The organism is Enterobacter sp. BIGb0383, from assembly GCF_003751845.1.
In the GTDB taxonomy this organism is placed as follows: Bacteria; Pseudomonadota; Gammaproteobacteria; order Enterobacterales; family Enterobacteriaceae; genus BIGb0383.
Genome location: NZ_RJKQ01000003.1, coordinates 217,327 through 241,176 on the forward strand (window position 1 = coordinate 217,327; position 23,850 = coordinate 241,176).

Here is a 23,850-nt window from a genome sequence, read left to right on the forward strand (position 1 = left end):
GACAGAATGAAAAATATCTCCAGGATCTCTGGTCTGTTCTGCGCGCTTGCCCTGACGACTTTTGCGCACGCTGCGGATCAGAAACCGCTGTTGCAGGAAGGGAAGCACACACTTTATCAACGCGTACTGACCTATCCGGGCTGCGCCCTTGCGCCGAAAGCGGGAGAAGCCGGTAAAGAACAGCCTGCCTTTAGCCGTTTTTATGTTTATCAGCGTAGCCAGCAGGGCCAGGATGAGTGGCTTCAGGTGGGTCCGGACAGCTTCGGCCATGTTTCAGGCTGGCTTAAAGCCTCCTGCACCGTGGACTGGAAAGTGCAGCTGACGCTGGCATTCACCAACCCGGCAGGGCGTAATCCGATGCTCTTCTTCCGCGATAAAGCGGATGTCGAAGGTATCCTTAACAGTGAAAAGCCGGCGACCGCGCTGGAACCTTATCTGACCAGCCTGAAAAATAACAAGCCCGTACCCCAGATACTGGCGCGTGAACCCGAGTACATGGTCGATCAGTTGAAAAACTTTTACCTGCTGCCGGTGCTGGGCTCGGACGATGTCTTTACCGATACCGGTTTTCAGGTCCGGCTGCTGAATGTCGCCTCCGTGAGTGATAACGCGAAAAAAGCGGCCGCTGCGACCCCGGCGAACGAGAAAAACATGATGAAGGGCTTTTCCGCCTCCGTGGTGTTTGTGATTGATTCCACCATCTCGATGGGCCCGTATATCGAGCGGACGAAAGAAGCTATCGACAAAATTTACCAGCGTATCGAAAGCGAGAATCTGCAGGAGCAGGTTAAATTCGGGCTGGTGGCCTACCGGTCGAACGTCAAAGCCGTACCGGGGCTGGAGTATGACTACAAAATGTTTGTCGACCCCAACACGGTGAAGGACGGCAAAGATTTCCTCGCCAGGGTGAAAGACCTCAAGCAGGCCACGGTTTCCAGCAGCAAAGTGGATGAAGATGCTTACGGCGGCGTGATGGCCGCGCTGGATCAGGTGGACTGGACGTCCTTTGGCGCACGATATGTGATCCTGATTACCGATGCGGGCGCACTCGACGGCGCAGATAAACTCTCCTCGACGCGTCTGGATGCGGCCCAGGTCCGCCAGGAAGCGGCATACCGCGGCGTTGCGCTGTACGCCATGCACCTGAAAACGCCTTCCGGCAAGGCAAACCACGCCGCGGCGGAAGCGCAGTATCAGGATCTGACCCTCAATCCTTTCCTGCATAAACCGCTGTACTACGCCATTGATTCCGGCGACGTGAACAGCTTTGGCGAGCGGGTCGATAGCCTGGCGAATGCCATTACCGGGCAGATTAAAACCGCGTGGAGTGGGGAAGAGACGGCAGGAAGCGCGCTGGGGGCCGACCCGGCCTATGCCAGCAAGAAAGCCGATCCTTTACTGAGCGACGCGGAGCAGCTGAGTAAGGCGATGCGTCTTGCCTATCTTGGCGAAAAACAGGGAACCCAGGCCCCACCGGTATTTAAATCCTGGATCAGCGACCGCGATCTGGTGAATCAGAATATCCCGGCGACCGAGGTCCGCGTGCTGCTGACGAAGAGCGAGCTTAGCGATCTCAGCGATGTGATGAAGAAAATCGTCAACGCCGCCAATGAAGGGATGATCTCCCCCGACGATATGTTCGCCAGCCTGCGTTCTCTGGCGGCCACCATGGGGAATGACCCGAATCAGGCCAAAGGTAAAAATGCGACCCGTCTGGGTGAGATGGGGCTGCTGGGCGAGTATATCGAAGGGCTGCCGTATCTCAGCGAGGTGCTGAGCCTCGACGAAGAGACCTGGAAGAGCTGGGATGGCCTTGAGCAGGAGCGCTTTATTCGCCGTCTCAACACCAAACTGAATTACTACCAGCGCTACAACCAGGATGTCGACCGCTGGGTCGCCCTGGCCCCGGATAGCGATCCCCGGGACAACGTTTATCCGGTTCCGCTGGAAAACATGCCCTGATGCTACATATCAGCGATATGGACATCCGGCGCGGTGGCGCGGAGGGTTTTCGCGTCACGCTCCCTGAGTTGATGCTTTCATCGGGGGAAATTGCGGCGCTCACCGGGCCCAGCGGCTGCGGTAAAAGTACGCTGCTGGAAATGATCGGGGCGATCCTTCGCCCCGACGGACTGACCCGCTATCAGCTGGGCCAGCGGGATATTGCGGCCTCTCTGTTGGCCGAAGATGAGGCCACGCTGGCGGGGATCCGTGCCCGGGAGCTGGGGTTTGTTCTTCAGCACGGCGGGCTGCTCCCCTGGCTGACGGTCGCCGATAACATCATGCTCGCGCGTCGGCTGGTCGGTATGTCCACGCACTCCCCGTGGCTGGATACGGCGATTGATCGGCTTGGGGTGCGTCCTCTGCTGGTTAAGCTGCCGTCGCAGCTTTCTATTGGCGAACGCCAGCGCGTGGCGTTTGTGCGGGCGATTGCGCATCAACCTCGCCTGTTACTGGCGGATGAGCCGACGGCGGCGTTAGATCCTGATAATGCTAACCGTCTGTTTACCCTGATGATCGAGATGGTGCGCTCGCTGGATATGGCCGCGATTGTCGTCAGCCACGACTGGCAGCGCGTCGCAGAATTTGGTCTGCGCTGCTATCGGGCATCGGTATCGGAGGGGCAAAGTGTCTTCAACCCTGCCTGAATCACGCCTGCCGCGTGGCTTACTGATCCAGATGGCGTTTCGCGATCTTATTCACGATCGCAAGGTCGCTCTGTGCATCATTTTCTCGCTGATTGCGGTGATTGCGCCACTGCTGCTGCTGTTTGGCCTGAAAAACGGCGTCGTCAGCCAGCTCAGGCATGAGCTACTGGACGATCCGCAGATACGTGAAGTGCGGATGACCGGCAATGGCAGCTACGATCTGGCGTGGCTGACCACCCTGGCGGAGCGTCCCGAAGTTGGATTCTCTATTCCCCTGACGCGTTCGCTGAATACCCAGGCCGACCTGGTTCGCGACAGCCGGCATTTTGCCGCGAATGCCGAAGTGATCCCGACGGGAAAAGGCGATCCGCTGCTGGGCACTCTCGCCATTCCACAGCAGGCTACCCAGGCGGTGCTGAGCGCCAGCGCCGCCCGCCGTCTTGATGTGAAGGTGAATGACAGCTTCCGCCTGCTGGTTAACCGAAAAATTGACGGCGTGAACCAGAAAGCGCAGATCGCGCTGACCGTGACCGGCATCGTCGATGAGGCGAAATTTGCGCGGCCCGGTATTTTTGTCACGCTGCCGTTGTTAATGGCGCTGGAAGATTATCGCGATGGTTTCCAGGTGCCGCTGCTGGCGGTCAGTGAGGGCCAGCCAGCCCCCGAAAGAGAACGTTTTTCCAGAGCACGGCTCTACGCCCGCTCGCTGGACGATGTGGCCCCTCTGGCCCGGTGGCTGGAGGAGAACCATATTGAGTCCGTGACGCAGTCGGCCCGAATCGATGCCGTGCGTGCTATCGACAGCGTGCTGGGAATGATTTTCGCAGTGATCGCCTGGATCTCCGTTTCCGGCTGTATCGCCTCGCTGGTCGGGGCCTTTATCGCCAATATTGACCGCAAGCGTAAAGACATGGCCGTGCTGCGTCTGCTGGGGTTCCGGCGGCGGGCGGTAACGGTCTTTATCATGATCCAGGCGCTATGCCTGACCGGCGTGGCGTTCGGCGTCGGGTTAATCCTCTATTTTCTTGGCAGCGCGCTGTTTAATCGCCTGCTGGGGAGCTCATTGCCCGACCGGGCGTTTGTCTGTCATCTGGATGCCGCGCACTTTGCGACGGCGCTGGTCAGCGTGCTGGTTGTGGCGCTGGGCGTGGCGGGTATTGGCGCGGTACGCGCACTGAAGATCGAACCTGCGGAGAGTTTACGTGAAATTTAAACTGGCGCTAAGCCTGACGATAGCGGGGCTGGTCTCCACCTCTGCCGCCCATGCGACCTGGGATGAAAAATTCTGGAACCCGAAACCGCTCCCGGACGATGTGATTCTGCCGATGCCCTGCGACGGCGCGATGGCGTTTCGCAAGGTAGCTATTCCGCTCGATAAGCCTCTGCAGGATTACAACATCACGCTGGGCCAGGAAGGGGACGAGTGGGGATACCTGGAGCAATCCCGCCAGGAGCATATCGCGGGCAGTTTCCCGGCGGCTAAAAACGAGAAAGGCCGCTACTACCTGATGGCGAAATACGAGCTGAGCGATCTGCAGTTCCGTGCGCTATCGGGTGACTGCGCTAAGCCCGATATGAAAGGGCGTTTGCCGAAAGTCAGCATCGGCTGGATGGATGCGATGAGCATCTCGAACCAGTACAACCTCTGGCTGCGCAAAGAGAAAAAAGCGTCTCTGCCGGTGGATGATGGACAGCCCGGATTTTTACGCCTGCCGACGGAAACCGAGTGGGAGTTTGCCGCACGCGGCGGGCTGTCCGTCTCACCGTCTGAGTTCCGGGACCTGCGTTTCCCGATGCCTGACGGGCTGAACGGCTATGTCTGGTTTGCCGGGTCGCAGTCGGCAAACGGCAAGCTCCAGCTGGGCGGGCTGCTTAAGCCGAACCCGCTGGGCCTGCACGATATGCTGGGTAACGCCTCTGAGATGATGTTTGAGCCGTTTCGGCTGAACAAGCTGGATCGCCAGCACGGCAAAGCCGGGGGTTACGTGGTGCGAGGCGGGAGCTTCCTGACGCCCCAGGGGGATATTCGTACCTCCCTGCGGGATGAAGCGCCTTACTATTCCGACGCCGCTGAGAATGCCACGAAAGCCATTGGTATGAGGCTGGTCCTGGTCTCGCCGACGCTCACTTCCCGCGATCGCATTAAAGAGATTGAGAAAGAGTGGAAGGCGCTGGGCGCGGAGAAAAAATCCGATAGCAAAGCCGAGACGGCAGACTCGCTGCAAAACCTGAACGCCATCTCAGCCAAAGTGCAGGATGACGCGCTTAAGAAGCAGCTGGAGCAGCTGCGTGGCGAACTGCGGGCCAATAACCAGCTGCGGGATGAACAGCGGGATCAGGCCATCCGCACCTCACTGCAGCTCGGGGCGTTTCTCTGCACCAAGATGAAAGATGACGGAGAGTTCTTCGACCGCCTGAATCAGCTCTACGCCAAAACCTGCAAGGTTGAAAATCAGCTCGATGCCAACTGTGCCAAACGGCAGGAGCAGCTGGGTCAGCATCAGAAAACGCTGGAGTTTATTACCAGCTATTACGCTGACACGCTGGTCGATATGGGAACAACGTACAGCAAAGCGATGATTGCGCCGCAAATTACCGTGGTACAGCAGCAGCTCAACGCGCGTGGAAAAACAAATCTTAATGGATATCTGGATACCTACTGGAAAAACCTTCAGGGGTACTGGGGTGATGGCAAAGTTGCGCGTGATACGTGGCTTGCAGCGTGTAAAAAAAATAATTAATCAAAGGTCAGGAGGGTGTTTACGATGGCATTTTTAAAATCACTGCGCACAGCAACGACGGCCATATTTATTGTTGCTCTGGTGGGGTGTCAAAGCTCGGGCGGTTTGGGTAATAGCGGGGGCGTTGATTCCCGATTAGCCAATAACCAGGACGTCGAGTTCTTTAATAAATCGGGATGGCAGGCCTGTGCCGGCGGCGCCGCCGTGGGGGCGATTGCCTGTGCACTGAGTAACTCCAGTAATAAAGCCGTCTGTATGGTTGCGGCAGCCATTGCCGGGTGCGGTATTGGCGTGGGTGCCAATGCGTATCTGGATAACCAGCGCAACAAATACGCTTCAAAGGAATTACAGCTTAATGCTGCAATCAGAGACGTGCAGTCGGAAAACCGTCGCATCCAGGGGGCAACCAGCACGGCGAAGTCGGTGATTGCCAGTGATAAAGCGACGCTGGCAAGACTGAATAAAGAGATTGCCGCAAAATCTGTTAAGCAAGACGATTTGAAAAAGCAGGTTAAAGGCATCGATGCCAATATTGCCTATTTGCGTAATACGATTACCGATATGAAAAAACACGGAACTCAGTGGACTGACGTTTCGGGCGAAATGTCAAAATCGGGTAGCGACACGGCGACGCTGGATACGGAAATTGCCCAGATGCATAAAAACATCGACTCGCTGCAGCAGGAGCTGGACAGTCTTTACGATCAGCGTACCGCGCTGAAAGTTAGCTAATCAGGGAGAGACGAATGCGCTATTTATTATTACTCGGGACGCTGCTGTTAGCGGGCTGTGTGACCAATCCCCGCGACTGCGATCCGACGACCGGTGACGTGAATATCGTGACCAAGTTTAACTGTAACTATTCGGGTACCTGGGACAAACGGGTTGAAGAAAAAACAGGAACCTTACAGCACGAACAAGAGCTGAATAAAGAGTTTAAGGCCGTGTACGCCGCGATTGAGCAGGAGAAGGCGCAAAGCAATGCCAGCGTCGCCAGTAAGCGTAAGGCGCAGCAGGATCTTGAGCGCTCAATGAACAACCTGATGGCCCAGCTTAAGAAAAAATCTGCCGGCCGGGCGGATATGCAGAAGCAGGTTAACGATCTGGAAAAACGCATGAAAGAGGCACAGAACACCCCTTCCGCCTCGACCATGCAGAAACAGATGGAACTGCAGCAGCTTAAAGAGCAGCTGAGCGATCTGCAGTCGACGCTCGCTTCCCAGTAATTCCCTCGCCGTCAGCGCTTATGCTGACGGCGTTGCATTACCCCAGAATAATTAAATAATCAGGATAGTGATTTACGTTTATGAAAAAAATACTACTCATGGCTCTGGCTATTCCTCTGCTGGCATCCTGCGGCGATCCTGAAAAAGCTGAATTTATGGATGCCTGTACCGGCGGGATGAGAAATGACTATCAGCATGAGCTATGCTCATGCGCCTACTCGAAGGTGCGCGCTGAGTTTGGCGATGCGAAAGATATGCAGCGCATGATCCTGAATAACTCTTCTGCTTTTATGCGTAAGATGCAGGTGGTGGTTGCCTCCTGCCAGCGTGAAGTGGATTAATATTTAAGGCGGGTTAACTTTTTACTGAGAATAACCACTTAAGCTTAAGTGGTTATTCTATTCTGTCTTATCTTCTGTTCGCCGCCAGAACGATATAGCCAATGACGATCACGGTAATAATACCACCGACAATCTTGCCCAGCGTCGGGAACCAGACGCATGGCCAAACCAGCCCGGCACCTAAGTTGTAAGCAAAACCTTTATAGCTGTAATCACCCCAAATACTACCATATATAGTAGTCACGAGCCCTAAGAACACATAAACGCTTGCAATAATACCCTTGATGCTCATCTCTTGCCTTTTTTTATAATGCTGTGCGGGACGCTATTTTAACATGGCATTAGCGGGAAGTTAATTGTTGGCGTTATTTAGGCGGGGGGAGCGTATTGACGGGGGCTATCTTTTCCAGAACTAAAGTGAGTACATCATTAGGCAATGATGTAACTTGTTAGATGCTGGCGAGCATTTGCCGTTTCTACTGGACTTGAATCAGTGGTCAGGTGACTATGAAACATAAGTTGGAATATTTTTAATTGTTCGTCATTTTCTTCTTTAAAAGATGGATCTATGGAGACTCATAGCAACAGCGGATAACAACATTGTAAACCTGTTCGGACGGGGGTAAGCGCTTGTCAAAATATGAGATTAATTCAGCGGAAGAGCGGTATCAACCTGGTTCTAATGACCTGGTCCTGGCTAATAAGTTAGGGATTACCGACACAGAGGAAATGGAGGAGCTTGAGTCCGGCTTACTACTGATGCTGTATGAACACCTATTCGTCGAACGACAGATACCTGCGACGCTAGCCTTTGAGCATATCCGTGAGTGGCATCGGCAATGGTTGGGTAACGTATACGACTGGGCAGGAAGGCTACGTAACGCTAACCTGGCTAAGGATGGCTTCCAGTTTGCCGCAGCCGACAGGATCCCACAGCTAATCACTGACTTTGAGAAAGTGTTTCTTTTGCAAACGAGTGAGCTAAAGCACTCGCCTCGTCCAGAGTTGGTCCGTTATTTGGCTGAGTGTCACGTAGAGTTTATTTTGATCCACCCATTCAGAGAAGGCAACGGGCGTCTGTCGCGACTGCTTTGCGATCTGCTGTCAGTCCAGGCGGGCAAGGGGTTGCTGGACTATAGCTTATGGGATGAGCACAAAATGTTTTACTTTAAGGCAATTCAGGCAGGCGTATCGGGAAACTACAATCCCATGATGCAACTGGTTAGCGACATTTTGCCAGATTAACGAGCGAGGCCAACCGCTCTCGCCCGAGCCTGAGAACGTTTAAGTTGCTGCTCAATTTTTTGCACAGAAGTACCGGTCTCGATGGCAGTTGAGCTGGCAACGGCACGATAGATTTGGTTTTTAGTAATCTGACTATGGGCCGTTTTTTTTGTCATGCTAAAAGCCTCGCTGTTTAGGTCTAGATTTTAGTTCGATCAGTAGTGGCCCGCAAGAGTGTTATCAGCCTGTCATTTCTTTAGGGGCAATCCTCATGATCTTCTATTTTGATGATGCCTCAAATATGCTCCGGTTCAAAAGCCCGTCAATCGACAATAAAGAGTTTCGCCCCCGTCGGGGTCGATGAGCGGTGCGCTTCGGCATTGTCGGCAACTTGATAGCTGGTGCCGGGTGTCAGGACAAAAGTCCGGCCATCTTCCAGTTCGGTATGGAGCTCTCCTTCAAGGCAAAAAAGGATATGCCCCTTTGAACACCAGTGATCCGCCATATAGCCCGGCGAATACTCAACGATTCGGACCCGAATATCATTGAACTTTGCGGTTTGCCATAAGGCATAGCCCTGTTCACCGGGATGCTTTACCGCTTCGATACTGCTCCAGTCCGTTACGCCAAAAGGAATGTTGTGGATATTCATCTTGTTGCCTGTGAGTTTGCTGGTGAGTGATTACTTATAAAGCAAGTTGAGATCGCTTTTCAACCGCCACGTAACGGCCGGGCGGGTATATGTTTTTTATGGAATTAAAAATCAATTTTTATTCTTTTACATGCATAAGCCCTCCCTTTTAGAGTAGCGAAACAATTGCCGTATATGACCTCACGTTATTGATAAGGGACTCTGGGAATGGAAAAAAATCATCCGCAGGTTAAGACGCTCGCCGCAGGATTACTCTCGTTACTTTTTGCATTCAACCCCGGAGCGTACGCTGCAGAAACCGGCGAAAAACCGGTTTCCGGCGGCATCCTGAATGTGGGTCTGGGCAGCGATACGCCGATTATCGACCCGCATATTACGGCCTATGGGGTTACCGCGCTGATTGCGCGTAACGTGGTGGATTCACTGGTAGGGCAGGCGGAAGATAACCGCTTTACGCCCTGGCTGGCAGAAAGCTGGAAAATAAACGACGACAACACCGAATATACCTTCCATCTCCGTAAAGATGTGACGTTCAGCGACGGTACCCGGCTGGATGCGGAAGCGGTGAAATACAATATCGAGCGTATTCTCGATCCAAAAACGACCTCCAGCTACGCGAAATCACTGTTAGGCCCTGTCGATAAGATCTCAACGCCGGATGACTACACGATTGTGATCCACTACAGCTCACCGTTTGCGGCCTTGTTACAGGGCCTGAGCCTGCCGTATCTGGGTATTCAATCGCCGACGTATCTGAAGAAAACACCCAACACCAGTACCACCGTCGTGGGTTCCGGGCCGTTTATCCTTGATTCGTTTGTGAAAGGCAGCGGCAGTAAGCTGACGAAACGCCCTGATTACAACTGGGGACCGGGCTATGCCAGACACACTGGCCCGGCTTATCTGGATGGTCTGGTGTTCAAATATCTGCCGGAAGCATCGGTGCGTCTTGGCGCGCTGAGCAGCGGTCAGATTCAGGCGATTGACGCTGTGCCACCCGCCAATTTCGCGACGGTGAAGCGCAATCCGAAGCTGGAAGTGATCACCTATGAGAACCCGGGTGTTAACCGCGTTCTCTATCTCAACACCACCAAAGGCCCTTTCCAGGATGTCGCGGTACGTAAAGCATTCCAGAGCGCGGTGGATACCAACGCGGTGGTGAAAGTGTCCTTCTTCGGCACGCAGAAAGCCGCGGATAACGTTCTCGGCCCGGCCACGCTGTACTACGATCCGCACGTCGCGTCCCGCTGGGGCTTTGATATCAAAAAAGCCAATGAACTGTTGGATAACGCAGGCTGGAAACAGAAAGACGGCGAGGGCTTCCGTACTAAAGAGGGCAAGCGCCTGAGCGTCAGTTTCGTCTACGCCACCACCAACGTTGAGGCTGCGGATGTCGCGCTATTCCAGGCAGTGCAATATCAGGTGAAGCAGGCTGGATTCGACGTTCAGCTGACGCCGGTCGATGCGGGTGAATTCACCACGCGTACCAATGCCAATGCGTACGATATTGCATCTAACTTCTTCGTGCGCGCTGAGCCGGATATTCTGCGTACCGTTTTCGATTCAGCCTATGCGCCGCCGAACGGCAACAACTTTACGCGTATTAGCGTGCTGGATGACAAGCTGAGAAAAGCTATCGGCGCGGGTGAAGCCGAACGTAAGCAGCTCTACAGCGAAATACAGCGTGAAGTCATCGACCAGGCGTATGTTGTGCCGCTGTACATTCCCGCCTACCAGCTCGGCCTCTCCAGACAGGTGCAGGGCATAAGCTGGGCCACCAACGCAAAACCGAACTTCTATGATGTCTGGATTAAACGTTAATCTGAACGCGTTCAGTAAACGTCTCTTCACCATTCTGGCTGTGCTCTGGGGCGCAGCCACATTGACGTTTATTGCCGTCAAACTGATCCCAGGCGATCCGGTCGCCATTCTTAGCGGCGGCGATAACGTGGTGGATGAAGCCTATCGCGCCGTCCTCATTAAACAGTTCGGGCTCGATCAACCTCTGTGGATGCAATATCTGCGCTACTGCTGGCAGGCGCTACAGGGAGATTTTGGCGTCAGCTATCTCTATCGTCTGCCCGTCGGTAGCGTGATTAGCGATGCGATGTATGAAACCCTGCCGCTGGCGCTCGGCGGGCTGATTCTGGCACTGCTTCTCGCCATCACCAGCGCGCTGCTGACTGCAGGTCGCTACGGCGTGCTGCGCACCTGCGTATCCTGGCTGGAACTGACGCTGCTTAGCACACCGGTTTACTGGATTGGGATCGTGCTGCTGAGCGTGTTCAGCTTTCGTCTGCAATGGTTTCCGGTCACCGGCAACGATGGGGTGATGTCGCTGGTGCTGCCCGTCGTCACGCTGAGTCTGCCGATTGCCGCTATTTTGAGTCAGGTGCTGCGCGACGGTCTGGAAGAGGCGCTCGCCCAGCCGTTCTCACTCACCGTGCGCACGCGTGGCGTTAGCGAAATCCGACTGCGTTTCCGCCACGGCTTGCGGCACGCGGCGCTGGCAGTCTCAACGCTGACCGGCACGCTGCTGGCCGGCGTACTCGGCGGTTCCGTGCTGACCGAAACGGTCTTTGGCCGCGCAGGTATCGGACAGGTGACGCTGAGCGCGATTGAAAATCGCGACATGCCGCTGGTGCTGGGCGTCGTTATGCTGTCCGCGTTCCTGTTCGTCATCATCAACCTGCTGGTGGATGCGCTGTATCTCATCATCGACCCCCGTTTACGTAAGAAGGCGAGCGCCCATGAGCAGTGAACCGATGCTCTTCACACGAGCGCCATTAAGAAAACCCTGGCGCCGGTTGTGGCTGAACGCAGGGACGCTGGTGCCTGTCGCCATCGTTTTTCTGCTGGCCCTGGCGGCCTTTTTTCCCGCGTTGTTGACCAGCCGGACCGCCGACGAAATGGATATGGGCGCGGTATTCCAGCCACCGAATAGCACTTACTGGTTCGGCACCGATCAACTGGGGCGCGACATTTTTTCCCGCATCATTTATGGCACCTCACTGTCGCTCGGGATTGGCGTCGGCGCGATGCTGATCGCCTGCCTCGGTGGCGTGCTGTTTGGCACCCTGTCGGTGCTCGCGCCGCTGCGTATCCGTCAGGTTCTGGTGCGTCTGCTGGATATCATGCTGGCGTTTCCTGACCTGCTGCTGGCGTTGCTGGTGATCGCTGTACTGGGACGCGGCCCGGAAAATACCCTGCTGGCCGTGGGCCTGGCCGGGATTGCTGGCTATGCGCGTTTGATCCGTTCTCAGGTGCTGCAGGTCAGGCTATCCGGCTATGTTGAGCACGCGATTGCGCTGGGTGAACACCCGCTGTATATCGTTTTTCGTCATATCATTCCCAATACGCTGCGCCCGCTGCTGATTGTCGCCACCATTGGCGTTGGTCATGCGGTGCTGTCCGCCTCGGCGCTGAGCTTTCTGGGCCTGGGGGTCGTCCCACCGACCGCCGAATGGGGAGCGCTACTGGCTGACGGACGTAACTTCCTCGATATCGCGCCCTGGGTTAGCCTGCTGCCTGCCAGCGTCGTCGCGCTGTCGGTCATTTCCATCACGCTGCTGGGGCGTCGTTTACAGGCCATTCTGGCAAAAGGAGAGGCACGATGAGCCAGAATTCAGAGGCATCCGCAAACACGCCGCTGCTGCACGTAGACGGCCTGAGCGTTACCTTTCCCGGCCCTTTCGGTCCCGTTCGTTCGGTTAAAAACCTCTCTTTTCAGGTGAATGCCGGAGAAATTCTGGCGCTGGTCGGCGAATCGGGATCGGGAAAATCCGTTACCGCTCGCACGTTGGTGGGTCTGGCCGGGGAAAACGCCGGGGTACAGGCCAATGCGATTGCGCTCACGCGCCATGACGGCAGCCTGTGTGATTTACGCTCTCTGACCGACCGGGACTGGCGGATGATTCGCGGCCGTGAAATCGGCTTTGTTTTACAGGATGCGCTGGTGTCTCTCGACCCGCTGCGTAAGATCGGGCAGGAAGTCGCCGAACCGATTCTGACCCATCGCCTGTTGCCGCGTCAGCAGGTTCCCCTACGCGTCGCCGAACTCCTGACGAAGGCTGGCATTCCCGATCCAGAGCACCGGGCGGCCCAGTATCCGCATGAGCTATCCGGCGGGCTGCGTCAGCGTGCGCTAATCGCTTCCGCACTGGCGTCAGGCCCACGGCTGCTGATCGCCGATGAACCGACGACCGCGCTGGATGCTACGGTGCAAAAGCAGGTGCTGAAGGTCTTCACGGCGCTGGCGCAGGCAGGGCATGGCGTTCTGTTGATCACCCACGATCTTGCCGTCGTCGCAGAGGTCGCGGACCGTGTCATCGTCATGCAGCAAGGGTCGCTGGTAGAAGGCGGTGAGGCGCAGCAGATCCTCTCCACGCCGACGCATTCCTACACCCGCAGGCTGCTGGCGGCGATCCCCACCGCATCCACGCGTGGGAAGTGGCTGGCCGGCACCGATCCATTCCAGAGTGGCATTGCGGCGTCATCCGCTTCTCAGGCTGCGGATTGCGCCAGCACCGATGATGCCATTGCCCTGACGGCGGATCGGATTGTGGTGTCGTTCAGGCGCCCGGACGGTAGTCGGATGCAGGCCGTCAATCAGGTCTCTCTGCGGATCAAGCGCGGCGAAACGCTGGGCATCGTCGGGGAATCGGGTTCGGGGAAAACCACGCTGGGCAAAGTTATTCTGGCGCTGCAAAAGCCGGATAGCGGCGAAGTCCGCCTCGCGGACAAGGCCTGGAGCACATTAACAGAGCGCGAACGACGACCGTTACGCGCGCGTATTCAGACGATCACACAGGATCCGCTTAGCTCGTTTGATCCGCAATTTACCGTCGCGCAGATTCTGCACCAGCCGCTGCGTTTGCGCCACGATTTAAGCGATGCAGAGAAACAGCAGCGCATTCTGACGCTGCTGGCACAGGTCGGCCTGACGCCCGACCTGCTGAGTCGCCGTCCAGGTGCGCTGTCCGGCGGGCAACGTCAGCGCGTTTCCATCGCGCAGGCGCTGGCTTCAGAGCCCGAGATTTTGATCTGTGACGAACCGGTATCGGCGCTGGACGTGACCACACAGGCACAGGTGCTGGATTTGCTGGTGGCGTTGCAGCGTCAGCTGGGGCTGACAATGCTGTTTATCTCCCACGATCTGGGCGTCGTCCAGCACATGAGCCACCGCATCGCGGTCATGAAAGATGGCGATATCGTTGAAACAGGGCCGGTAGAGCAGATCTTCAGCCAGCCGCAGCACCCTTACACGCGCCTGTTGCTTTCGACGGTGGCGGAATAGCGCTGTTGATGTGTGGATCGGTAAATTTGCACGCGTGTTTTATCCCAGGCGTGCAATACGCGTTCTGGCTTCGTCAAGGTGCTGGCGTAATGCCTCAAGACATGGAGTGAAGCTGGCGGAGAAGCGGTCGCAACGGCTGGCCGTAACAAAGAAGTTCTCAGCAAGGCGAAGCGCTTCCCGCCAGGTATCCCCGTCGATCGCTTCCGACAGCGTTGCCGGTCGGAGCGTGTTCACGATCGCACCACCCGCTCTGGGAGCAAATCCCATAGGCAGAATATCGTAGGCCGGGGCGAGGTGATACGGGCGGCCGTGGCTATTGATAAATGACAGGTTGCCGTGATGCATGTCGGTATTGCCGATCAGCGTCCCGAATGCCCAAAGCCGGGCGGTGTCAGCGGCGGCATCAGGATGAACATGCCCCTGTGTAACCAGGCTATTGACCAGAACAGGCCAGGAGGCTCTGGCATTGCCAACAAACTCCGCATCCAGCGCCCGCAGCGAGAAGACGCCGATACGACCCAGCAAACCCGTGCGGTCGAATCGGGGGATCTCAAGGAAGCGCTGGCCGCCAAAATCAAATACCTCTGTTTCCACTCTAAGCACTTTCAGCGCCAGATGTTCGGCCAGCAGAAGGTCGCGCCAGCGTTCGCTGACCGGGTTATCGTCCGGGGCTGAGAATTTTACCAGCACATGGCCACGTTCTGTACAGGTACAGAATTTCGGTTGTTCACCGCCTGCTGATGACCCCGGCGCCTCACCCGCACCGGCCGCCAGCGCCAGCGCGGGTAACGCTGTGGCGCGTTCAACCGGGGCCGGTTCCGGCATCTCCAGGAATCTGGCTCGTGCCTGCTCTCCGATCAGCAGGTTGCCAATAGCATCATGACCCTGTGCGAGCAATGCTCTGATCGCATCTGCGTCTGTCCAGTGCTCTGGATTCGTCGGCAGATTGAGTTCGCCCGCATACTTTGACGCCCAGGCTCGACCGAGATACCCCTGAGGCCGCATATCAAACAGCCACCACGGTAGTCCGTCACTATGGAGGCCCGGTTTGCCGGTCTGCGCCAGAACAAATCCTTCCGGATAAACCGGAATAAGGTTGCCGAGCGGCTCAACGCGTCCTTTTACGGTGATACGGTAAATGGGCACGGCGCTGAACCCGCGCCGGGCATCGCGCAGGGCATATTGAATAGATGTACCTGCTCCGATCCGAACGACATCATCGCCCATAACCGCCAATGCACGGGATGCCGTAGGCTGGCTAACCACTAATTTTTCAATTAGTTGCTGAGTTTTCAACGGCCCTTGACTGAGCAACTGACGTACCATTTCTGAGCGAGCTGTCATGGTTTTGAATAGATAGATGAATAGATAATTGAATAGATATTTTAGCAGTTAAATTTTGAGCAGTCACTCTGGCGTGAGTGTGTGTGATGAGCCTTTCAGGTATGCAACCCGATCCAAATTTCGGGCAAAGAAAAAGGGCTTAGATAATTTCTTATCTAAGCCCTTGATAATTTGGTGGCCCCTGCTGGACTTGAACCAGCGACCAAGCGATTATGAGTCGCGTGCTCTAACCAACTGAGCTAAGGGGCCGTGGCGCAGAATTATAAAGTAACTCACGGTTGCAATCCAGCCGAAATCGCCTGTCTGCCGATTTTATAAACAAATGATTATCAATCCCTTATACTGCTACTCTGTGGCATAACCATGGAGAATCTATGATTAACGATATTCTTGCTCCGGGGCTGCGGGTGGTGTTTTGCGGCATCAATCCGGGGAAGTCATCGGCGCATACGGGGTTCCACTTTGCCCACCCGGGGAACCGTTTCTGGAAGGTGATCCACCAGGCCGGGTTTACCGAGCGCCTGCTGAAGCCGGAAGAGGAGCAGATGCTGCTGGATACGCGCTGCGGTATTACCATGCTGGTAGAGCGTCCTACGGTGCAGGCAAGCGAAGTTGGGCTGCAGGAGCTGCGCAGCGGCGGGCGGGAGCTGATCTGCAAGATTGAGGATTATCAGCCTGCGGCGCTGGCGGTACTCGGCAAGCAGGCGTTTGAGCAGGCTTTTAGCCAGCGTGGCGTTAAGTGGGGCCGTCAGACGGTGACCATCGGCGGAACGCAGGTATGGGTGCTGCCTAATCCCAGCGGGCTAAACAGGGCGACGCTGGATAAGCTGGTCGAGGCCTATCGGGAGCTGGATGAGGCACTGGCGGCGCGAGGGTTTTAGCTGCTTATTGGCAGGAATATATTCTCTATTTTTTGCTTGTCTTTACCCTGGGGAATACTCCCCCGTTCTTTTTATTGCCATTGAATAATTCATCCTCTTATGAAGAAAGTGAATTAGCCTGAAGTATGAGGACATTGTAGGAAACTTCCCGCTCAATGAGGAAATAACTATGCCACAGAAATATTCACTTAACGTTAGTAATTATAGTCGTAATTATGGCTCTATCTGCGTATATCAAACAAATCCGAATATTGACGATCCCCGATTGCTGTCACTGGCATGGCTTGTTGCCCGGGCACATCCGACAACTCGCGTAAGTTTTCAATGGTCGATTGATTACTCTTTTGTCTGGGATGAAACGGGGCATCTGGCTCCCGGTGTGATATTTGATGCATCTCAGAACCTGACGGCGGATTTAACAACCAGTAATAGCGTTGATTTTATCAATGAAAAGGGGGTCCTGACCTTTGCTAATCAGAGGGTTTCTGAGCATGCGGGAACCCTGTATGTACGCAGCGGCAATTCTGTTCCGTTTGATTATGCCGCTGTCGGCATGGGTATGTCAGGGGCGGCTGTCTTTGTCCGATCGGCCCAGCCCAACATCACCTATGCCTTCCAGCCAGGTCAGGCCTTGTGGGTGACCTTCGGTAACTATGAACAGGGTGAGGTGCTGGATGTGGAATCGATAACCAACGCACAGCAAATTAACTTCAGCCCGAACGTGTTTAGCGTTGATGTCACGCTCAATATCGATAACGTCTGGACCGTTAAATAGGGAGAGCCATGATGATTTTGATCTTCTGCACCGATGATGATTATTTAAACCGCATTGCGGCTGATTCAGTCCTGAGATGTCCGCAGGTGTTTAATCGACGCTATCAGGTATTTCGCCATAGTTTACCTATGCTCGGTGCACAGGAGGATTTATTTATCCTGGCTCACCGCGCATTTCAGGCTCCCGAAGATGGACGTCCGGTTATTGGCGATCTGGCTGAGAGACGGTATTTTTTTATTGACGGCATAATGTGCTACCGCAATATTTCCCCTATTATCCCTGCTGGCTATACCGGGGGCATTTATATTGATGCCTGTTCCTCTTCCGACCGTTCTCCTGATATCGAAAGCTTTATTGCAACCCTACAGTACCAGTTTACCAGCAATGGCCAGGATATTGCCGTATACGGACTTAACGGTGCAGACGCAGGGCTGATTGAGCTGCCTGGCAGCGCCAAATGGCGGCGGGCACAGAGATATTAATGGGATAAAAAAAAGCCCCGGTATAAACCGGGGCTTTAAGCGGGTAGACGAGAGATTAATCGTCCAGGAAGCTACGCAGTACTTCAGAGCGGCTCGGGTGACGCAGTTTACGCAGCGCCTTTGCCTCGATCTGACGGATACGTTCGCGGGTAACGTCGAACTGTTTACCCACTTCTTCCAGCGTATGGTCGGTGTTCATATCGATACCGAAGCGCATACGCAGCACTTTCGCTTCACGAGCGGTCAGGCCTGCCAGCACGTCGTGAGTGGCGGCACGCAGGCTCTCGGTGGTGGCAGAGTCCAGCGGCAGCTCGAGGGTGGTATCCTCGATGAAGTCACCCAGATGCGAATCTTCATCATCACCGATCGGTGTTTCCATGGAGATTGGCTCTTTGGCGATTTTCAGCACTTTGCGGATTTTGTCTTCCGGCATCAGCATGCGCTCGGCCAGCTCTTCCGGCGTCGGCTCGCGACCCATTTCCTGCAGCATCTGGCGGGAGATACGGTTGAGCTTGTTGATGGTCTCAATCATATGCACCGGAATACGGATGGTACGCGCCTGATCCGCGATGGAGCGGGTGATCGCCTGACGGATCCACCAGGTTGCATAGGTGGAGAACTTGTAACCGCGACGGTATTCAAACTTATCTACCGCTTTCATCAGACCGATGTTGCCTTCCTGAATCAGATCGAGGAACTGCAGACCACGGTTGGTATATTTCTTGGCGATAGAGATAACCAGACGCAGGTTAGCCTCAACCATCTCTTTCTTCGCACGGCGGGCTTTCGCTTCGCCAATGGACATACGACGGTTGATGTCTTTAACCTGTTCAATGGTCAGGCCGGTTTCTTCTTCAATCTGCTGCAGCTTCATCAGGCCGCGATGCACGTCTTCGGAAACATCGTTCAGTTTTTCCGACCACGGTTTGCCCATCGCAATGGCTGCGTTGAACCAGGTTTCGCTGGTTTCGTTGCCGGTGAACAGGGTGATGAAGTTTTTCTTCGGCATTTTGCACTGCTCAACGCACAGCTTCATGATGATGCGTTCCTGAGTACGGACGCGATCCATCATGATACGCATGCTGTTGACCAGATAGTCAAACTGCTTCGGCACCAGGCGGAACTGTTTGAAGACTTCAGACAGCTTCAGGATCTCTTCCTGTGCGGCGGCGTGGCTGCGGCCTTTCGCTTTGATGACGTCACGGGTGACTTCATACTGGGTGCGCAGTTCGCCAAACTTCTCACGTGCCAGCTCAGGATCGATGCTGTTGTCATCGTCGCTGTCGTCTTCGTCTTCATCTTCGTCGTCATCATCGTCCATCTCTTCGCTGGACAATTCAGAGCCGACGTTGGTCGCGGTCGGGGCCAGATCTTCTTCCGCATTCGGATCGACGAAGCCGGTAATCAGGTCGGACAGGCGCGCTTCGGCCGCTTCGACGCGATCGTACTGCTCAAGCAGATAGGTGATCGCTTCCGGGTATTCGGCGACGGAGCTCTGGACCTGGTTGATCCCGTCTTCGATACGTTTGGCGATGTTGATTTCGCCTTCACGGGTCAGCAGTTCAACCGTACCCATTTCACGCATATACATGCGAACCGGGTCGGTAGTACGCCCGATTTCAGATTCTACGCTGGACAGTACCTGCGCGGCAGCTTCGGCAGCATCTTCGTCGGTGTCGCTGCTGTTTTCGTTCAGCATCAGATCATCGGCATCGGGCGCTTCTTCCACAACCTGGATGCCCATGTCGTTGATCATCTGGATGATGTCTTCGATCTGATCGGAGTCGACGATATCTTCCGGCAGATGGTCATTGACCTCGGCATAGGTCAGATAGCCTTGCTCCTTACCACGGGTGACGAGAAGCTTCAGCTGTGACTGCGGGTTTTGCTCCATAAGACGGTATCCACACTTAATTCATGAGGTTGGTGTCGGTCGGCGAAACAAAGCCGCCAACATAATACACGTTATCTTTCAGGCGGCTTGTTACTGGCCGTTATCGCCCGGAGGCGACCTGAACGATGCTGCGTATGCACAAATGAGGGTCTACTTATATTTTTGCCGCGCCCCTCAATGCGGCTGTCGGGATCTACCCGAACGATTATCGGCACTTAAGCCGTTTAAATTCACTTTTTTGCCAGTTCCTGACTTATTGTCCAGAGTTCCCGGCGTTCTTCACTGCTTAAACCCTGAGTGCGATCGAGAGCAATCAACTCTTCCTGTCGCAGTTCAAGCATTGAATCAAACATATGGTTGAGCGAGTCGGTGAACGTTTTTTCAGCGATGTCCTTATCTGCTATATCGTCCCACATCGACAGTTTTTCAAGGGTCGCGACTTCATTTGTGCCGCGATACTGCTCCAGCAGCTGGCCGGTGGTCAGGCCCGGCTGTGACAGACAAGTGTTGACCAGTTCGGCAAATAAGCCAAGTCCGGGCAGTTTATTCTGGTCCAGCCCGTTGAGCGGCGGCACCTGTGGGGCCAGCTCCGGGTTTTGTACCAGCAGTCCAATCAGTATACGCATGGTCGTGCGTTTTAGCTGTGGAGTGGCTTTAACCGCCGTATTGTCTGCCTGCTTCGGCATCAGCTTTTCCAGCTGGCTGTCATCCAGGATCCCCAGCTTTTTGCCGAGATCCTGGCGCAGATAAATGCGCAGCGTTTCGCCGGGAACCTGCGTAATCAGCGGCAGGGCCAGGGTGCTGAGGCGCGCCCGCCCGTCCGGTGTACTCAGGTCAACCTGCGGCATCAGGCTGTTAAACAGAAACGTGGAGAGCGGCTGAGCCTGCTCCATCCGCGCTTCAAACGCTTCCTTGCCCTCTTTGCGCACCAGGGTATCCGGGTCTTCGCCATCGGGCAGAAACATAAAGCGCAGCTGACGGCCGTCGGTCATATACGGCAGCGCCGTTTCCAGCGCGCGCCATGCGGCGTCGCGGCCTGCCCGGTCGCCGTCGTAACAGCAGATGACGTTATTGGTCACCCGGAACAGCAGCTGAATATGGTCCGCCGTGGTGGAGGTGCCCAGCGAGGCGACGGCATAGTTAATGTCGTACTGCGCCAGTGCCACCACGTCCATATAGCCTTCGACGACCAGCAGACGCTGAGGTTCAGCCTCGTGCTGCTGCGCTTCATAAAGGCCGTAAAGCTGGCGGCCCTTATGGAAAATATCGGTTTCCGGGGAGTTCAGATACTTCGGCGTTGCGTCGCCCAGCACGCGTCCACCAAAGCCAATCACCCGGCCTCGTTTATCGCGAATGGGGAACATCACCCGCTCGCGGAAACGGTCGTAACTGCGTCCCTGATCGTTTGTCACCAGCATGCCCGCATCGATCAGCGACTGGCGATTTTCGCCGTTGCCGCCAAAACGCTTAAGCACGTTGTCCCAGCCGGGCGGGGCAAAGCCAACCGCGAAACGGGCAGTCACTTCACTGCTCAAGCCGCGCTTTGCCAGATACTGGCGGGCGGGTTCCGCGACGGGTTGATTCAGGGATTGTTGATAAAACGCGTTCAGGCCGTCCATCAGCTGATACAGATTTTGCCGCTGATGGCGCTCTATCTGGCTCGGCCCACTGCCGGCTTCGTAAGGCACTTCAAGGTTGTGCATGGCCGCCAGTTCTTCGACGGTTTCAACAAACTCGAGCTTGTCGTAGTTCATCAAAAAATCGATAGCGTTGCCGTGCGCACCACAGCCGAAGCAGTGATAAAACTGTTTTTCACCGTTAACGGTGAAGGATGGGCTTTTCTCGTTATGGAATGGACAACATGCGTGCCAGTTCTTGCCCTGCTTTTTTAGCTTAACCCGGGCATCGATCAGATCGATGATGTCGGTTCGCGCCAGCAGGTCACTGATAAAGACACGTGGGATACGTCCAGCCATAGGCCCCTTGCTGTGAATACTCTTCAGGACTCGCGATGCGAATTATGACGAGTATAAACGAAAACAAGCCGCGCATTCCTTCCGGAAGCACGGCCTTTCAACTACAACTCTGTCTGCTATTGAGGGCGAAACACCCTCAACGGATTAGTACAGACGAGTACGGCGTGCGTTTTCGCGAGCCAGTTTCTTCGCGTGACGTTTCACAGCAGAAGCTTTGGCGCGTTTACGTTCGGTAGTCGGTTTTTCATAGAACTCACGACGACGAACTTCCGCCAGAACACCTGCTTTTTCACAGGAACGCTTGAAGCGACGCAGAGCTACGTCGAACGGCTCGTTTTCACGTACTTTAATTACCGGCATGTGCCTCTCACCTTTGATTAATTCGGTTCTTCGCTGACATCGTCGTCAGCTTATTTCAAAATGGTGCGGAATTTTACTTCAACTGCTGCTGCTTTGTAAAGCACCGCCGCCCTTTTTGACAGGGACTTTTGTAAGGGTGAGGAGTATACACGAACTCATCACCTGGGGAGAGCAAAGTTTTACATCGACCCGCATTCGACCTACACTGCGCGCTATTGAAATGAGGTAAAAAAGCCATGCGTGTACTGGGAATTGAAACATCCTGCGATGAAACCGGCATCGCCATTTATGATGACGAAAAAGGCCTGTTAGCCAACCAACTGTATAGTCAGGTGAAATTGCATGCTGACTACGGCGGCGTGGTGCCGGAGCTGGCTTCCCGCGATCATGTGCGCAAAACCGTTCCGCTGATCCAGGCGGCGCTGAAAGAGTCAAATCTGACGGCAAAAGATATCGATGCGGTGGCCTATACCGCTGGACCCGGCCTGGTGGGTGCGCTGCTGGTCGGCGCCACCGTTGGCCGTTCGCTGGCATTTGCCTGGAACGTGCCGGCCATTGCCGTTCACCATATGGAAGGGCACCTGCTGGCCCCGATGCTGGAAGATAACCCGCCGGAATTTCCGTTTGTTGCGCTGCTGGTTTCCGGTGGCCACACGCAGCTGATCAGCGTGACCGGTATCGGCCACTATACGCTGCTGGGCGAGTCCATCGATGACGCCGCCGGGGAAGCCTTCGACAAAACCGCCAAGCTGCTGGGGCTGGATTATCCCGGCGGTCCGATGCTGTCGAAAATGGCGGCAGAAGGCACGGAAGGGCGCTTTGTGTTCCCGCGCCCGATGACCGATCGTCCGGGGCTGGATTTTAGCTTCTCTGGCCTGAAGACCTTCGCCGCCAACACCATTCGTAATAACGACAACGACGACCAAACCCGCGCCGATATCGCCCGCGCCTTTGAGGATGCGGTGGTGGATACTCTGATGATCAAGTGCAAACGTGCGCTGGATCAGACCGGCTTCTCGCGGCTGGTCATGGCGGGCGGCGTCAGCGCCAACCGGACGCTGCGGACCCGGCTTGGGGAGATGATGCACAAGCGTCGGGGCGAAGTATTCTATGCCCGGCCGGAATTCTGCACCGACAACGGGGCGATGATCGCCTATGCGGGCATGGTGCGTCTGAAGGTAGGAACCACGGCGGGACTGGGTGTGACCGTGCGTCCGCGCTGGCCGCTGGCGGAACTGCCTGCGGCATAACCATCGGGCGAACCGATGGCAGAGATGAAAAGACCGGCTTACTGCCGGTCTTTTGCGTTTTGCGTCTTCTTCAGCCTGCGCCAGATTTTGGGTTCCTGACGCCGCCACAGGCGCTGAATATTGTCATGGTGGCGCAGCAGGATCAGGCAGGAGAGCATCGAGACCGGGAAGGTAAACTGGGGCTTAAACCACCAGACGTAAAACGGCGCGATCAGGGCGCTGACGATAGCACCCAGCGAGGAGTAGCCACTCAGCAGAATGGTTAATAGCCAGGTTCCGGCCATCACGCCGGTCAAATCCCAGCCGATGGGAGCGATGGCACCAAAAGCGGTGGCCACGCCTTTACCACCCTGAAAACCAAAGAAAACGGGCCAGATATGGCCGAGGCAGGCGGCGATGGCGATCAGGCCCAGCCAGAACGGCGACACACCGAGGGCGTACGCGCCCCAGACCGGCAGCATGCCTTTCAGTAAGTCGAAAACGAGCACCGCTGCGGCTGCACCCTTGCCGCCAATGCGCAGAACATTGGTCGCGCCGGGGTTACCTGAGCCATTTTCACGAGGGTCGGGCAGACCCGCGATGCGGCAGACCAAAATGGCGCTGGAGATTGAGCCGCAAAGGTAGGCGAGGAGAATCATTCCAGGCGCGATTGCACTCATAACATTGTTCCGTTTTGAAAATGTCGTTTTATTCTCTGCATCCGTGGATAATACGCATAATTCGCCGGGAGTGGTATCCGGTTTAGCCAAAAAGCAGGCGG

General features: G+C 55.5%; 23 protein-coding genes and 1 tRNA gene. 16 read left to right on the plus strand and 8 right to left on the minus strand.

Annotated elements, in window-relative coordinates; genetic code table 11:
- Positions 1-6: 6 nt before the first annotated feature.
- The 7 genes from EDF81_RS16595 (at position 7) to EDF81_RS16625 (ending at position 6,956) form a co-directional block, all read left to right on the plus strand.
- On the plus strand, positions 7-1,962 hold the full coding sequence (locus EDF81_RS16595) for a vWA domain-containing protein (protein ID WP_123349262.1): 1,956 nt from the start codon (positions 7-9) through the stop codon (positions 1,960-1,962).
- A complete protein-coding gene (locus tag EDF81_RS16600) occupies positions 1,962-2,648 on the plus strand; it encodes an ABC transporter ATP-binding protein (protein WP_184999545.1) in 687 nt (228 codons plus the stop codon). Before EDF81_RS16595 ends, EDF81_RS16600 begins: the two co-directional genes overlap by 1 nt.
- Positions 2,629-3,861 (plus strand): ABC transporter permease, encoded by a 1,233-nt coding sequence (locus EDF81_RS16605; RefSeq protein ID WP_123349263.1) that lies wholly within the window; start codon positions 2,629-2,631, stop codon positions 3,859-3,861. Before EDF81_RS16600 ends, EDF81_RS16605 begins: the two co-directional genes overlap by 20 nt.
- Positions 3,851-5,389, plus strand: a complete 1,539-nt coding sequence (locus tag EDF81_RS16610; protein WP_123349264.1) for an SUMF1/EgtB/PvdO family nonheme iron enzyme — start codon at positions 3,851-3,853, stop codon at positions 5,387-5,389. Before EDF81_RS16605 ends, EDF81_RS16610 begins: the two co-directional genes overlap by 11 nt.
- A 24-nt stretch (positions 5,390-5,413) precedes the next feature.
- A complete protein-coding gene (locus EDF81_RS16615; protein WP_123349265.1) occupies positions 5,414-6,121 on the plus strand; it encodes a hypothetical protein in 708 nt (235 codons plus the stop codon).
- Positions 6,122-6,135: 14 nt separating this feature from the next.
- Entirely contained in the window at positions 6,136-6,615 is a 480-nt protein-coding gene (locus tag EDF81_RS16620; protein WP_123349266.1) for a hypothetical protein, read from the plus strand.
- A gap of 80 nt (positions 6,616-6,695) precedes the next feature.
- The gene (locus EDF81_RS16625; RefSeq protein ID WP_148049940.1) at positions 6,696-6,956 is read left to right on the plus strand and encodes a hypothetical protein; all 261 of its coding nucleotides are present in this window, start codon (positions 6,696-6,698) and stop codon (positions 6,954-6,956) included.
- 67 nt (positions 6,957-7,023) lie between these two features.
- Here EDF81_RS16625 and EDF81_RS16630 read toward each other — a convergent pair whose 3' ends face one another.
- On the minus strand, positions 7,024-7,248 hold the full coding sequence (locus tag EDF81_RS16630; RefSeq protein ID WP_123349268.1) for a hypothetical protein: 225 nt from the start codon (positions 7,246-7,248) through the stop codon (positions 7,024-7,026).
- 338 nt (positions 7,249-7,586) lie between these two features.
- Here EDF81_RS16630 and EDF81_RS16635 point away from each other — a divergent pair, with 338 nt between their 5' ends.
- Positions 7,587-8,201: a Fic family protein gene (locus EDF81_RS16635; RefSeq protein WP_123349269.1), complete on the plus strand. Its 615-nt coding sequence runs from the start codon at positions 7,587-7,589 to the stop codon at positions 8,199-8,201.
- A gap of 301 nt (positions 8,202-8,502) precedes the next feature.
- Here EDF81_RS16635 and EDF81_RS16645 read toward each other — a convergent pair whose 3' ends face one another.
- Positions 8,503-8,832 (minus strand): DHCW motif cupin fold protein, encoded by a 330-nt coding sequence (locus EDF81_RS16645; RefSeq protein ID WP_123349271.1) that lies wholly within the window; start codon positions 8,830-8,832, stop codon positions 8,503-8,505.
- A gap of 207 nt (positions 8,833-9,039) precedes the next feature.
- Here EDF81_RS16645 and EDF81_RS16650 point away from each other — a divergent pair, with 207 nt between their 5' ends.
- From EDF81_RS16650 to EDF81_RS16665, 4 genes are read left to right on the plus strand one after another with little or no spacing between them, the layout of a single operon-like run.
- Positions 9,040-10,653: an ABC transporter substrate-binding protein gene (locus tag EDF81_RS16650; protein WP_123349272.1), complete on the plus strand. Its 1,614-nt coding sequence runs from the start codon at positions 9,040-9,042 to the stop codon at positions 10,651-10,653.
- Positions 10,631-11,593, plus strand: coding sequence for an ABC transporter permease (locus tag EDF81_RS16655; RefSeq protein ID WP_123349273.1), 963 nt, complete (start codon positions 10,631-10,633; stop codon positions 11,591-11,593). The genes EDF81_RS16650 and EDF81_RS16655 overlap by 23 nt, the downstream gene beginning before the upstream one ends.
- On the plus strand, positions 11,583-12,449 hold the full coding sequence (locus EDF81_RS16660) for an ABC transporter permease (RefSeq protein ID WP_123349274.1): 867 nt from the start codon (positions 11,583-11,585) through the stop codon (positions 12,447-12,449). The genes EDF81_RS16655 and EDF81_RS16660 overlap by 11 nt, the downstream gene beginning before the upstream one ends.
- Entirely contained in the window at positions 12,446-14,128 is a 1,683-nt protein-coding gene (locus EDF81_RS16665) for an ABC transporter ATP-binding protein (protein WP_123349275.1), read from the plus strand. Before EDF81_RS16660 ends, EDF81_RS16665 begins: the two co-directional genes overlap by 4 nt.
- A gap of 39 nt (positions 14,129-14,167) precedes the next feature.
- Here the strand turns inward: EDF81_RS16665 and yjjJ are convergent, their stop codons facing one another.
- Positions 14,168-15,472, minus strand: coding sequence for a type II toxin-antitoxin system HipA family toxin YjjJ (gene yjjJ / locus EDF81_RS16670; RefSeq protein ID WP_123349276.1), 1,305 nt, complete (start codon positions 15,470-15,472; stop codon positions 14,168-14,170).
- Between the two features lie 172 nt (positions 15,473-15,644).
- Positions 15,645-15,721 (minus strand) — tRNA-Ile (locus EDF81_RS16675).
- 125 nt (positions 15,722-15,846) lie between these two features.
- Between EDF81_RS16675 and mug the strand changes: the two genes are divergently transcribed.
- From mug to EDF81_RS16690, 3 genes are all read left to right on the plus strand, one after another.
- A complete protein-coding gene (gene mug / locus EDF81_RS16680; RefSeq protein ID WP_123349277.1) occupies positions 15,847-16,353 on the plus strand; it encodes a G/U mismatch-specific DNA glycosylase in 507 nt (168 codons plus the stop codon).
- 169 nt (positions 16,354-16,522) lie between these two features.
- Positions 16,523-17,128: a protein rhiA gene (locus EDF81_RS16685; RefSeq protein ID WP_123349278.1), complete on the plus strand. Its 606-nt coding sequence runs from the start codon at positions 16,523-16,525 to the stop codon at positions 17,126-17,128.
- A gap of 8 nt (positions 17,129-17,136) precedes the next feature.
- Entirely contained in the window at positions 17,137-17,610 is a 474-nt protein-coding gene (locus EDF81_RS16690; RefSeq protein ID WP_123349279.1) for a hypothetical protein, read from the plus strand.
- Between the two features lie 55 nt (positions 17,611-17,665).
- On the opposite strand, the gene rpoD is transcribed toward EDF81_RS16690, so the two are convergent.
- From rpoD to rpsU, 3 genes are all read right to left on the minus strand, one after another.
- The gene (rpoD, locus tag EDF81_RS16695; protein ID WP_123349280.1) at positions 17,666-19,504 is read right to left on the minus strand and encodes an RNA polymerase sigma factor RpoD; all 1,839 of its coding nucleotides are present in this window, start codon (positions 19,502-19,504) and stop codon (positions 17,666-17,668) included.
- Positions 19,505-19,734: 230 nt separating this feature from the next.
- A complete protein-coding gene (gene dnaG / locus EDF81_RS16700) occupies positions 19,735-21,480 on the minus strand; it encodes a DNA primase (protein ID WP_123349281.1) in 1,746 nt (581 codons plus the stop codon).
- Between the two features lie 144 nt (positions 21,481-21,624).
- On the minus strand, positions 21,625-21,840 hold the full coding sequence (gene rpsU, locus EDF81_RS16705) for a 30S ribosomal protein S21 (RefSeq protein ID WP_001144069.1): 216 nt from the start codon (positions 21,838-21,840) through the stop codon (positions 21,625-21,627).
- Between the two features lie 236 nt (positions 21,841-22,076).
- Between rpsU and tsaD the strand changes: the two genes are divergently transcribed.
- The gene (tsaD, locus tag EDF81_RS16710) at positions 22,077-23,090 is read left to right on the plus strand and encodes a tRNA (adenosine(37)-N6)-threonylcarbamoyltransferase complex transferase subunit TsaD (RefSeq protein WP_123349282.1); all 1,014 of its coding nucleotides are present in this window, start codon (positions 22,077-22,079) and stop codon (positions 23,088-23,090) included.
- 38 nt (positions 23,091-23,128) lie between these two features.
- On the opposite strand, the gene plsY is transcribed toward tsaD, so the two are convergent.
- Positions 23,129-23,749 carry a glycerol-3-phosphate 1-O-acyltransferase PlsY gene (gene plsY, locus EDF81_RS16715; protein ID WP_123349283.1) on the minus strand — a complete coding sequence of 207 codons (621 nt, stop codon included), beginning with the start codon at positions 23,747-23,749 and terminating at the stop codon, positions 23,129-23,131.
- Positions 23,750-23,850: the final 101 nt, after the last annotated feature.